The following is a 12,849-nucleotide window of genomic DNA, read 5'->3' as shown; positions in this document are numbered from 1 at the left end:
ATGACAAGCAAGTAAATACAAAAAAGGCTAACCGAAGTTAGCCTTTCTAAAATAATAGGTGACTTTAAAGAAAGTGTGAAACGGTAGAATTACCAGCCTTTCACTACACCGCCTTTGAAGATGTCCATTGCAGCGTTGTAAACTTCATCTGTTTGGTATGCTTTAACAAAATTTTGTACGTTTTCTGCTGCTAGGTTTTCTTCACGCGCAACAATTAGGTTTACGTATGGAGAGTCTTTGTCTTCAACGAATACACCGTCTTTTTCAGGTGTTAGGTCGATGCTGCTTGCGTAAGTCGTGTTGATGATAGACAGCGCTACGTCGTCCAAAGAGCGTGGAAGTTGAGCGGCATCCAATTCAACGATTGTAATGTTTTTAGGGTTAGCAACGATATCGCGAACGGTTGCTAGTAGACCAACACCTTCACGTAGAGTAAGAAGACCTTGTTGCTCTAGAAGAAGTAGAGAACGACCAAGGTTTGTTGGGTCATTAGGAACAGCGATACGAGCGCCTTCTTGAATCTGATCAACAGACGTTACTTGCTTAGAGTAACCCGCGATAGGGTAAACAAACGTGTTACCAGCGATAGTCAGTTTGTAGCCGCGATCCGTTACTTGCTGATCAAGGTACGGCTTGTGCTGGAATGCGTTAATGTCGATAGATTGGTCATCGAGTGCTGCGTTAGGCGTTACGTAATCAGTAAACGTTACTAACTCTACGTCTAGGTTGTACTTCTCTTTCGCTACTTTTGCTGCTACTTCAGCAACTTGTGCCTCTGCACCTGCCATTACGCCAACTTTGATTTTGCTTGTGTCGACTTCTTTCTCGCCACAACCTGTCAGTACGAGTGCAGACGCTGCTGCTGCAATGGCCAAAAGGCTTTTAAGGTTATATTTCATTGTATTCTCCTTAATTCTAAATCCAAAAATTCTTTATTTATTAACTATTAACTATTAACTATTAACGTTAAAAATTGAGTTATCTGTGGTCAGCGCGGCGTACAAGCGCGTCACCGATTGATTGAATGATTTGTACCAGCACGATAAGCATCACGACGGTAACGGCCATAATCACAACATCGTAGCGGTGGAAGCCGTAACGAATCGCGACATCACCTAATCCGCCGCCGCCAACTGTGCCAGCCATTGCCGAATAGCTCACTAATGTAACCATGGTGATGGTTACGGAGTTCACGATGGTAGGTAGTGCTTCAGGAAGCAGTACTTTTGTAATAATTTGGGTTGGTGTTGCGCCCATAGATTGCGCGGCTTCAACAAGCCCACTAGGCACTTCGAGTAGTGCACCTTCAATCAGGCGAGCAACAAATGGGATCGCACCAATGGTTAACGGCACAATTGCTGCCGTGGTGCCGATAAATGTGCCAACAAGTAATTTGGTGACAGGGATAATGGCAACCATTAGAACCAAAAATGGTACAGAGCGACCGATGTTCACAATCGCACCTAGAACATTGTTTAAAGCGATATTTTCCAGTAAGCCACCTTTCTTAGTGGTGTGTAAAATAACACCTAATGGGATACCCACAGCGAACCCAACGATGCCCGCAACCGCGACCATGTATAGGGTTTCCCACGTTGCACCCAGCAAAAGATCGCCATTTAGGCTTAGCCACTCTGTTACTGACTTAAAGGACATAACCAAGTACCTCTACTTTTACTTTGTGTTCGCGGATAAAATCGAGCGCTGCTTTTTCGCTTTCTTCGTCGCCAAAGAACTCTGCGACCATCATTCCGAATTTCACGCCGCCAGCGTAATCCAAGTCGGAGCTTAAAATGCTCACATCAATACCGTAGTTTCGAGCGATTTGGGTTATCAGAGGTGCATCGGTGCTAGCGCCCGTGAACTCTAAGCGAACCAATGGGTAGCTACCTTCGACACGTTCTGACTGTAAACGAACTTGGTAATCTTCAGGAATGGAAAGATCCAAAGTGGAGCGAATAAAGTTGTGTGCCAACTCAGTTTTAGGGTGAGCAAATATTTCGCCAACGGTGCCTTTCTCAACCAGTTTTCCATCACCAATAATGGCAACTTCATGACAGATGCTTTTAACCACATCCATTTCATGCGTAATCAGTAGAATGGTGATATTGAGCTGACGGTTGATTTTTTTCAGCAGCTCAAGGATGGACTGCGTTGTTGCGGGGTCCAGTGCGCTGGTTGCCTCATCACACAGCAAAACTTTAGGATCAGAAGCCAATGCCCGTGCAATTGCAACGCGCTGCTTTTGTCCCCCGCTTAGGTTTGCTGGGTAGGTATCACGTTTGTCGCTCAATCCTACCAGTGCCAGAAGCTCGGTTATCTTACTTTCGATTTTTGCTTTATTTGCGTTCGCAAGTTCCAGTGGAAGAGCAACATTTTCAAATACCGTACGGGAAGATAGTAGATTAAAGTGCTGAAATATCATGCCAATGTTTCGGCGTGCTTTTCCAAGTTCAGATTTGGATAACTGTGTTAGGTCGACACCATCTACGATAACTTCACCAGACGTTGGTGCTTCTAACATGTTAACGCAACGAATCAGTGTGCTTTTCCCTGCACCGGAAGATCCAATGACGCCAAAGATTGCGCCTTGGGGAATAGATAGGTTGATGTCTATTAAGGCGTTGATCTCCTTGCTGCCTTGATAGAAAACCTTATTTACTTGATTAATTTCAATCATATAAACAACCGTGCGGATTAAACTGAAAAGCGAATAGAGTGAACAGAATAATATTTTGAACTTGCTCTAAATTTTCAGTCGATGCTATGGCTTTCTGTTTTTTAAGTCAATAGATATTTTTACGTCTAGACGTCTATATAGCCTTGCAAATAACGGGTATTTTTTACTTAAAGCAAGGATATGCATACGTTCGTGAGCATTTTTACCGCTTATTCTCCCATCGAGGCTAAAAAGTAATTGCATAGTGCGAAGTGCTATAAAGCATGTAATAATTTGTTTTGATTAAGGGTGTATTGAGGATTCGATTTTGGCTAAACCTGCCGTTTTTCTTGACCGTGATGGTGTGATCAACGTAGACCACGGTTACGTGCATGATGAACATAGTTTTGAATACATCGATGGTGTATTTGAAGCAACAAAGCAACTTCAAGACATGGGGTATCTACTGGTCCTTGTTACAAATCAATCCGGAATAGCGCGAGGGATGTTTAGCGAAGATCGCTTTCTTTCTCTTACTCAGTGGATGGATTGGAATTTCGTTGACAATGGCGTTGATTTTGACGGTTTCTATTATTGTCCGCATCACTCTGAACATGGAATTGGCGATTACAAGCAAGATTGTGAATGCCGAAAACCCAAGCCTGGCATGTTTATTTCTGCCCGTGATTTCTTAAAAATAGACATGGAAAATTCCGTTATGGTGGGTGACAAAGCGGAAGATATGATGGCCGCTCAATCGGCGGGTGTTGGAACACGAGTTCTTGTCCGTACTGGGAAACCTGTTACCGAGAAAGGAGAGTCTTTGGCGTCAGTTGTATTAGACAGCATTAAAGATGTTCCTGATTACCTTAAGAGCTAGCCTGCTCCATGTTGAAAACGTTTATAAAGGTTAATGCACTGTTGGTGATCTCGGGGTTGGTGATAACTGGCTGCAGTTCAAGCTCTCCGGTTAATAATGCATATATATGTGGTGATGACTTAGAAATATGGACGCACCCTATTAATGAATATGAACTTCAATTAGAGATAAACAATGAGCGCTATCTAATGGATCGAGTGCCGAGTGCATCTGGTGAGAAATTTGAGAATCGCCGTATGAGCTATGTTTTCTGGATGAAAGGTACCCAAGCCAGCTTGTCTTTACCCAATGTTCCTATACAAATGTGCAATCAAATTACACCTAAAAAGACATCGTTATCGTCTAAAAATACCTTGTTTTGAGTATTTATCTCACTCTTTCTTTGAGGGAATATTGCAATTCGATGCCAAACTTCGGCAATATTCCTTTATCACTACGACAAGTAAATTTGAAATCCTATGAGTAAAAAACTCACTATTTTGGATATTGCTCGATTAGCAGGGGTTGGTAAATCGACGGTTTCCCGCGTTTTGACGAACGATCCAAAAGTAAAACCGGATACCCGTAAAAAGGTAGAACAGATCATCGCTGAGTCTGGCTATGTGCCGTCTAAATCTGCTCAATCAATGAGAGGAGGCAGCCAGAAAGTCATCGGAGTGATTATATCTCGTTTGGATTCTCCATCAGAAAACTTGGTCGTTAGCCCGCTTTTAAAAACCCTGTATGCAGAAGGGTATGATGTCGTGATCATGGAAAGCCAATTAGACTGCGACAAAGCCAATGAGCACCTTGCTGTTCTTAAGCGCCGAAATGTTGATGGTGTGATTGTGTTTGGGTTTTCAGGTTGCGACATGTACGAATTGGAATCTTGGGGTCATAGAGCCGTTGTTATTGCCTCAGATTCCTCTGAAATATCGTCAGTGAATTACAACAATCAATCGGTCATTGAGATGGCTTTGAATCAACTTAACCAGCAAGAAAAGTCGCACATAGCGTTTATTGGAGTTGATGACTCAGATGCGACAACGGGTCGATTGCGCACACAAGCTTATATTCGTTGGTGTGAAGACCGCGCTTTACCTCTTAAATACAGGACGGGTGCGCTGAACCATGAAAGCGGCTATCACTTGGTTGATGAGGTATTAGATGCAAAAACGGATGCTATTGTGTGTGCCAGTGACTCACTAGCGTTAGGCGTAAACAAGAGGCTTCAAGAGATCGGTAAAACTGATATAACCGTGTTTGGTGTTGGTGGGAACGCATTACTTTCATTCCTATTCCCTAATACGCAGAGTATCGACCCTGGTTATGCGGAAGCTGGAAAAAAAGCCGCTAGCTTGCTGATCGGTCAACTTCAGAATCAATCGGAGGTTACTCACGTAACTCTGACCCCTTCATTACCTAGTTAGCATACAATTTTTCAACTCTTTGTAGCTCAATAAGAATAAAGATGCCGAGCTTCTTTTTCTATTTATCACTACATTTTTAATGTGATCATGTTCAATTAATGGGACTGTTCCCATTTTGATTTATTGTTAGCGATGTCAATATGAGTAATAACAATTGGGAACGATCCCAAAAAAATAAAATAGAACGTGAATTCAAATAGGGTGAACAGTTATGAGTAAGGTAGCGAAGAAAGATGTCGCCAAAATCCTCGAACTTGTAGGGGGAAGCGATAACATTGCGAGTGTAAGCCATTGTTTAACTCGATTGCGCTTTGTACTAAATGATGCCGATGCAGCGGATGTGAAAGGGCTAGAGAGTATTTCCATTGTTCGTGGTTGTTTTACAAATGCTGGTCAATTTCAAGTCGTGATAGGCAATGAAGTGGACGATGTCTATAAGCTTTTACTGGAACTTTCAGGTAAAAGCAGCGCCAGCAAAGACGATTCCAAATTGGCTGCTCGTCAGAACATGAATATTTTAGAGCGCAGCATCTCCCACCTAGCCGAAATTTTTGTTCCCCTTCTGCCAGCGATCATTACGGGTGGTTTGATTCTTGGTTTTCGCAACGTTATTGGCGATATCAAGATGTTCGACGGTCAAACACTGACGCAAATCAGTCAGTTTTGGGCGACGGTCCATTCGTTTCTATGGCTAATTGGTGAAGCGATTTTCTTCTTCTTGCCCGTCGGCGTATGTTGGGCGACCGTGAAGAAGCTAGGTGGCACGCCAATACTGGGTATTACATTAGGTGTGACGTTAGTTTCACCTCAACTTATGAACGCTTATTTAATCGGTAAAGAAGTGCCAGAAGTATGGGACTTTGGATTGTTTGTGATTGAAAAAGTGGGTTATCAGGCACAAGTAATACCTGCAATGCTGGCGGGTGTAGCGTTGGCATTCATAGAGACCAACCTCAAGCGCATCGTACCGGGATACCTGTACCTTGTTGTGGTGCCATTTGTGTCCATTTTGCTGTCTGTGATCCTTGCTCATTCATTGATCGGTCCTTTTGGACGTTTACTGGGCGATGGTGTTGCATTTGCTGCTAAAGCGGCTATGACGGGTGACTTTGCCATTATTGGTGCCACCGTGTTTGGGTTCCTTTACGCACCGTTAGTGATCACCGGTGTTCACCACACAACCAATGCCGTTGATTTGCAGCTAATGCAAGAGTTGGGTGGTACACCAATTTGGCCACTAATCGCATTGTCTAATATTGCACAGGCTTCTGCTGTCGTCGGTATCATCATTATCAGTCGCAAAGAGGGTGAGCGAGACATCTCTGTTCCTGCAGCCATTTCTGCTTACCTTGGTGTTACGGAGCCAGCGATGTACGGTATCAACCTTAAATACAAATTCCCAATGCTGAGTGCCATGACAGGCTCTGCTATTGCGGCGGCAATATGTGGTAGTGCTGGTGTAATGGCAAACGGCATCGGTGTGGGTGGCTTACCCGGTATTCTATCCATCCAGCCTCAATATTGGACCATTTTCAGCATCGCCATGTTGGTTGCGATTTTTGTACCCGCGCTGCTGACTCTCTTCTTCTATAAGCGCGCCCAACATAAAGGCAATTTAGAAACTGCAGCCGCATAACATACAGCAGGCAGCTTGCTCTCTTCCCCCTTGTTGGCTGCCTGCGCTTTACTCTGAGATCGAAATAATGACTATTCATAACGACTGGTGGCGCAAAGCGTCTATTTACCAAATCTATCCAAAAAGTTTTTGTGACAGCGGAAGTTCTGGCACTGGAGATATTCAGGGGATCATTTCGAAGTTAGGGTATTTGAAAGCACTGGGCATTGACGCTATCTGGTTAACCCCTGTTTACCGTTCTCCAATGGTCGATAACGGTTATGATATTTCGGACTATTACGCCATTAACCCCGATTTCGGCACCATGGAAGACTTTGATGAATTGATTGCCGCGGCACATGCAAAAGGGATTCGCATTATTATGGATATCGTCGTTAACCATACGTCGACAGCGCATGCTTGGTTCCAGTCAGCTTTGGGTGACAAGAATAGTCCATACCGCGACTACTACATTTGGCGAGATCCGCTCAATGGTGATATTCCTAATAACTGGGAATCTAAATTTGGTGGTTCGGCGTGGGAGTTTGATGAATCCACCAACCAATATTATCTGCACTTATTTGCTAAAGAGCAGGCTGATCTGAATTGGGAAAACCTTCAAGTCCGTGAAGAAGTCAAAGCGGTGATTGAGTATTGGGCAGAGAAAGGCGTTGATGGGTTTCGTTTGGATGTCATTAATCTTATTTCTAAACAGCAAGACTTCCCATCTGATGATGTTGGAGATGGTCGTCGATTTTACACCGATGGACCTCGCGTACATGAATATCTACAAGAAATCAGCCAAACGGTATTTCAAAAATATGGCAGTGTCACAGTAGGGGAGATGTCTTCAACTACGCTAGAGCATTGCCAGAAATACTCTTCGTTGGATGGTAAAGAATTGTCCATGGTGTTTAATTTCCACCACCTTAAAGTCGATTATCCGAATGGTGAGAAGTGGGGGCTTGCACCGTTTGATTTTCTTCAATTGAAGTCCATCTTTAATCACTGGCAGCAAGGTTTGAACGGAAAGGGGTGGGGCGCTCTATTTTGGTGTAATCATGACCAGCCTCGTGTAGTGAGCAGGTTGGGGGATGATAAGCGATATCGAGTGGAGTCAGCCAAAATGCTCGCCGCTTCCGTACACTTCATGCAAGGCACGCCCTATATTTATCAAGGCGAAGAAATTGGCATGACAAACCCTCATTTTGATTCAATAGACCAATACCGAGATGTCGAAAGCACGAACATGTATGACATCATGGTGAACCAGCAAGGGGGGAGCTCCGATGACATGCTTCGTATTTTAGCGAGCAAGTCACGTGATAACTCAAGAACGCCTATGCAGTGGGATGATTCTGAAAATGCAGGGTTTACCCAAGGGACACCATGGATTGATGTTGCAAGAAATTACCGTGATGTGAATGCAATGACAGCGTTCGAAGATAAAGGCTCAGTCTTCTATTTTTATCAGTCACTCATTCGTCTACGCAAAGAACTCCCCGTGATAACGGATGGGGATTACCAAGATTTATTGCCAGATCATCCGTCTGTTTTCGCGTACGCTCGAAGTAATGGCTATCAGACACTGATTTGTATTAATAACTTTTACGCAGAGCAGGTCGAAATCAGTCTACCGAGCCGGTATGACATGAAACAAGCAAAAGGTGTTGTTGGAAACTATCAAACCGTTGAGCAGCTGAATTTGGTTCAGAGTTCGAAACAATCTCTTGAACCCTATGAAAGCCGTGTTTTTATCATTGAGAGTGTTTCGCACTAAAATAAAGGCATAAAAAAAGCCGAGCAATTGGATTGCCCGGTTTTTTTGTTGCTGACGTTGTTTTTTTATATCCCCAAGTAACCTCAAGATGCAGGATTCAGAGCCTCATATTCTGTTTCAATTCAAGCCTTTCTCACTTCAAAATCAGGAACGCAGCGGAATGACGAGTCCTTTCCAAGTTCTTAGACGATGAAGTGGGGCAGAATATGGGCTCCCAAGGGCGAGTTTAACTGGCTTTCATACTACGTTATCGATTCTTGATTTAGAACAACTAGATCTGCAGATGGATGCCTTGCTTGAAAGCCAGTTAACTCTCGCTGAACCTAGCATTTTGAGGTCACTTGGGGATATTAGTGTTGAACTGAGCGCTTACTTACACTGTATCGTGTTGGTTTATGGTTCATAGCCAGCACTAAGTTCAGTGCGATTGCCCCTAAAATAGACAAGCCGATGACTTCAAGCGAAACGAAAAAGAATGAAGCAATTAGAATCGCACAATCAATGATCATTTGGCTTTTGCCAACTGAGAACCCTGTCTTATCTTGAATAATCAAACAAAGCACGTTAAAGCCACCAAGGCTGGTGTGATGGCGGAATAAGATCAGCATGCCCAGTCCCATCAATAATCCGCCCGATATGGCGCAGTAAAGTGGGTTAATGCTATCAATCTGAATCAGCCAGTGCAGATTATCGGCAAATATAGAAACAAGCGCTCCAGAAATTAAACTGGTCAGCGCGAATCTTTTGCCAAAGCGTTTCCATCCTAAAATATAGAATGGGATATTTGATGCGAAATAGAGAACGCCGAAACTAAAAGGCACAAATTGGCTAATTAAAAGCGCCAAACCTGTAGTTCCACCTGTCAGCAAACTCGCATTTTGTAAGAAGAATACGCCCTGCGCGACTAAAAATGTGCCTGTCAGTATTGCGATCCAATCTTCTTTTCTTGTGTGTTTTTCCATCAAATTACATGCTAACTTACCGAAATTGAGCGGAATACTAGTTAAAAACTTCTGCTTTCGATAGCTTGAATGGTAATTTTCTCTCTAACTTATGTATCTGTAGATTTACATGGTGTAAACCTTTAAGTTGACAGTGATATAGTTTAAGGAAACGATATAGACCACCACTATGATGAACACTCAAACGGAACATGAAATATCTACATAAAGAAAGTTGCAAAAGTCACTTTATGACGCAGATCAAATTATGTAGAATGCACCCCATCAAATACGGTGACGAAAACGTTTGCTTTTGGTCGTTGTGTGGCTTTTTTGAAACTTTCAGTAAATCTGAGTCAGGAGATACAGATGCTTAAGCGTGATATGAACATCGCTGATTACGATGCGGACCTATTTACAGCAATCCAAGAAGAGACTCTTCGCCAGGAAGAGCACATCGAGCTTATCGCTTCAGAAAACTACACCAGCCCACGTGTAATGGAAGCGCAAGGTTCTCAGCTAACAAACAAGTACGCTGAAGGCTACCCAGGCAAGCGTTACTATGGTGGTTGTGAGTTCGTAGACAAAGTAGAAGCATTGGCTATTGATCGCGCATGTGAACTATTTGGTGCTGATTACGCAAACGTACAGCCTCACTCTGGTTCTCAAGCAAACAGTGCTGTGTACATGGCACTTCTTAACCCAGGCGATACAGTTCTAGGTATGAGCCTGGCGCACGGTGGTCACCTAACTCACGGTTCTCCAGTTAACTTCTCTGGTAAACACTACAACGTTATCCCTTACGGCATCGATGAAGCTGGCCAAATCAATTACGACGAAATGGAAGCATTAGCAGTAGAGCACAAACCGAAAATGATCATCGGTGGCTTCTCTGCTTATTCCCAAGTTTGTGATTGGGCGCGCATGCGTGAAATCGCAGACAAAGTAGGTGCTTACTTCTTCGTAGACATGGCTCACGTTGCTGGTCTAATTGCAGCAGGTGTTTACCCTAACCCAGTGCCGCACGCTCACGTAGTTACTACAACAACGCACAAAACACTAGCTGGTCCACGTGGCGGTCTGATCCTTTCTAATGAAGGTGAAGATTTCTACAAGAAGCTGAACTCAGCAGTATTCCCTGGCGGTCAAGGTGGTCCTCTTATGCACGTTATCGCAGGTAAAGCGGTAGCGTTCAAAGAAGCACTAGAACCAGAATTTAAAGAGTACCAAGTACGCGTTGTTGCGAATGCAAAAGCAATGGTGGCAGAATTCCTAGAGCGCGGTTACGACATCGTTTCTGGCTCAACAGAAAACCACTTGTTCCTAGTTGATCTCATCAGCAAAGACATCACGGGTAAAGATGCCGATGCTGCACTTGGTGCGGCAAACATTACAGTAAATAAAAACTCAGTACCAAACGATCCACGTAGCCCGTTCGTTACGTCGGGTGTTCGTGTAGGTACGCCTTCAATTACTCGTCGTGGCTTTACTGAAGAAGACGCGAAAAACCTAGCTGGCTGGATGTGTGACATCTTAGACAACATGGGTGATGAAGCCGTAATTGAAGCGACAAAAGCGAAAGTACTTGAGATCTGTAAGCGTCTACCTGTTTACGCATAGTATCTTTTATTTCGTTCTAATAACTTTCAGAAATGCCTAGGTATTGTTTATACATTGTGTGTTTCTTTTTAATTTAGAACCGATTGATTTAGAAAAATTAAAGCGCAGCCTTATGGCTGCGCTTTTTTTTGAAGCTAAAGCATGCTTCATTGACCGTTGTCTCTGTATCTCGCCAGTAATCTACTCTAAGTACATTTTATATTCTGCTGTGAATAGTACTGATGGGTTTTTGCAATTATTCGGTATTTCATCCTGAAAACACTAAAAAGGCTTTCTATTTATAAGGTTAATTGACTTTGTTTCTTTCAAAAAACAGGTTGTTTGTTTCTTGAACGAGATTGGAGTTAACTCACTGACCTAATTTGTATTTAGTTTTTTGTTTCGAGTTTTAAGGAAAATATCAGATTAAATTTTGTGAAGTTCATTGTGATATTTTTGTTAATAGTGCCTTTTATTTGTGAATCCAGTGTGTATTATTCCTGCCCTCTGCATTTATTGGTGCAGTAAATAACTATCAAAATACTATATGCAAGCATAAACAACTGGAGTGAAACGATGAATAAATCGCTTTCAACAAAAATTTTTATAGGTCTATTTGCCGGCCTAATGATAGGTACCGCCATTCAGTACTTATTCAATGGCATTACCATTATGGATACTTATGTTTTGGGAGCGGCTGAGGGCGCAGGTGGAATGTTTGTTTCACTTATCAAGCTTTTGGTCGTGCCGTTGGTCTATGTGTCGATCGTCTGCGGTATTGTTGAGTTAAAAGATATCACTTCTTTTGGACGTCTTGGTGGTAAAACTTTTGCCTTGTACATTTTCAATACCATCATTGCGATTACTGCGGCACTGACTATCGGAATGATTGTTCAGCCGGGTGCTGACGCTAATTTGGCTGGTACGGTTTCTGAAGCGGTGAAATTAACGACAACAGAAACACCAGACATCTTCTCTCTGGTTGTGAACATCGTGCCAAGCAACCCTGTACAGGCGTTTGCAAACGGTGACATGCTACAAATCATCTTTATGGCAATCCTAACTGGTCTTGCTATTCAAGCTCTGGATTCGCGCGGTGGCCCTGCAATTCGCACCTTCAAAATGGCAAACGAGATCATGATGAAGTTGGTGGGTTTGGTCATGAGCCTTGCACCATACGGTGTATTCGCGTTGATGATTCAACTTGGCGCGACTTTAGATGGAAATACACTGGCGTCAGTGGCTGGATATGTTGCCCTTGTTGTCGCAATGTTGGTGTTCTGGATTTTCTTCTTCTATCCAACCGTCGTAGGGTTGGCTACAGGTATTTCTCCAAAACAGTTTATGCGTGCAACGCGCGAGCAAGTTCTGTTTTCACTTTCGACAGCAAGTTCTAACGCAACTATCCCTGTTACCATGCGCACACTTACCGAGAAGTTAAACGTCTCTCGATCTGTTGCCGGTTTTGGTGTACCACTTGGTGCGACAATGAACATGTCTGGCGTATCCATCTACATTGCCCTTGCGACAATTTTTGTAGCCAATGCATTTGGTCAGCCAATCAACTCTGCTGATATCTTTACTCTTGGTTTAACGATTCTGCTTCTATCTATCGGTGCAGGTGGTGTTCCTGGTGGCGGTGTGGTTATGGTTGGTGTATTACTGCACCAATTGGGTCTTCCACCTGAAGGCTTGGCTATCATTGCGGCAGTAGACCGTATCAATGATATGTTCTGTACGTCTTCAAACGTAGTAGGTGATACTGCGGTGAACACCATCGTAGCTAAATCTGAAAACGAAATAGGTGTTGAAGAAAAATCAGAACCTGTTCAAGTGAGCTAATTACGACGAAAATTGGCTTATATAAGCGGAGCCTTTTGGCTCCGTTTTTTGTTGTAACGACAAGGGTTCAGAGAAAAAAGAAAAAAAACGTTACTTTTTTTAATCAATCCCCTTGAAAAGGTAT

At 43.2% G+C, this 12,849-nt stretch carries 11 protein-coding genes; 7 read left to right on the top strand and 4 right to left on the bottom strand.

Annotated elements, in window-relative coordinates; all coding sequences use genetic code 11:
- Nucleotides 1-89 precede the first annotated feature (89 nt).
- The 3 genes from metQ to metN form a co-directional block, all read right to left on the bottom strand.
- Nucleotides 90-899: a methionine ABC transporter substrate-binding lipoprotein MetQ gene (gene metQ, locus VPNCDNU1_RS11610; protein ID WP_101110783.1), complete on the bottom strand. Its 810-nt coding sequence runs from the start codon at nt 897-899 to the stop codon at nt 90-92.
- A gap of 79 nt (nt 900-978) precedes the next feature.
- Entirely contained in the window at nt 979-1,656 is a 678-nt protein-coding gene (locus VPNCDNU1_RS11605; protein WP_104400453.1) for a methionine ABC transporter permease, read from the bottom strand.
- A complete protein-coding gene (metN, locus tag VPNCDNU1_RS11600) occupies nt 1,646-2,680 on the bottom strand; it encodes a methionine ABC transporter ATP-binding protein MetN (RefSeq protein WP_104400452.1) in 1,035 nt (344 codons plus the stop codon). Before metN ends, VPNCDNU1_RS11605 begins: the two co-directional genes overlap by 11 nt.
- A gap of 307 nt (nt 2,681-2,987) precedes the next feature.
- On the opposite strand from metN, the gene gmhB reads away from it, so the two are divergent.
- From gmhB to treC, 5 genes are all read left to right on the top strand, one after another.
- Nucleotides 2,988-3,539: a D-glycero-beta-D-manno-heptose 1,7-bisphosphate 7-phosphatase gene (gene gmhB, locus VPNCDNU1_RS11595; protein WP_104400451.1), complete on the top strand. Its 552-nt coding sequence runs from the start codon at nt 2,988-2,990 to the stop codon at nt 3,537-3,539.
- An 8-nt stretch (nt 3,540-3,547) separates the two neighbouring features.
- Nucleotides 3,548-3,901 carry an MliC family protein gene (locus VPNCDNU1_RS11590; RefSeq protein ID WP_104400450.1) on the top strand — a complete coding sequence of 118 codons (354 nt, stop codon included), beginning with the start codon at nt 3,548-3,550 and terminating at the stop codon, nt 3,899-3,901.
- 96 nt (nt 3,902-3,997) lie between these two features.
- Entirely contained in the window at nt 3,998-4,948 is a 951-nt protein-coding gene (gene treR, locus VPNCDNU1_RS11585) for a trehalose operon repressor TreR (protein WP_104400449.1), read from the top strand.
- A gap of 211 nt (nt 4,949-5,159) precedes the next feature.
- Nucleotides 5,160-6,584 (top strand): PTS trehalose transporter subunit IIBC, encoded by a 1,425-nt coding sequence (treB, locus tag VPNCDNU1_RS11580; RefSeq protein WP_104400448.1) that lies wholly within the window; start codon nt 5,160-5,162, stop codon nt 6,582-6,584.
- Nucleotides 6,585-6,651: 67 nt separating this feature from the next.
- Nucleotides 6,652-8,343 (top strand): alpha,alpha-phosphotrehalase, encoded by a 1,692-nt coding sequence (gene treC / locus VPNCDNU1_RS11575; protein WP_104400447.1) that lies wholly within the window; start codon nt 6,652-6,654, stop codon nt 8,341-8,343.
- 350 nt (nt 8,344-8,693) lie between these two features.
- Here the strand turns inward: treC and VPNCDNU1_RS11570 are convergent, their stop codons facing one another.
- On the bottom strand, nt 8,694-9,305 hold the full coding sequence (locus VPNCDNU1_RS11570) for a YitT family protein (RefSeq protein ID WP_104400446.1): 612 nt from the start codon (nt 9,303-9,305) through the stop codon (nt 8,694-8,696).
- Nucleotides 9,306-9,653: 348 nt separating this feature from the next.
- Between VPNCDNU1_RS11570 and glyA the strand changes: the two genes are divergently transcribed.
- Together glyA and VPNCDNU1_RS11560 are read left to right on the top strand one after the other, a co-directional pair.
- Complete coding sequence (gene glyA / locus VPNCDNU1_RS11565) at nt 9,654-10,904, top strand: serine hydroxymethyltransferase (protein WP_104400445.1); 1,251 nt, start codon at nt 9,654-9,656, stop codon at nt 10,902-10,904.
- Nucleotides 10,905-11,459: 555 nt separating this feature from the next.
- On the top strand, nt 11,460-12,725 hold the full coding sequence (locus tag VPNCDNU1_RS11560; protein ID WP_101110773.1) for a dicarboxylate/amino acid:cation symporter: 1,266 nt from the start codon (nt 11,460-11,462) through the stop codon (nt 12,723-12,725).
- Nucleotides 12,726-12,849: the final 124 nt, after the last annotated feature.

Source organism: Vibrio penaeicida, assembly GCF_002933855.1.
Classification (GTDB): Bacteria; Pseudomonadota; Gammaproteobacteria; order Enterobacterales; family Vibrionaceae; genus Vibrio; species Vibrio penaeicida_A.
Note: the sequence above shows the minus strand (reverse complement) of the source record. Positions and strands in the feature narration are given on the sequence as shown.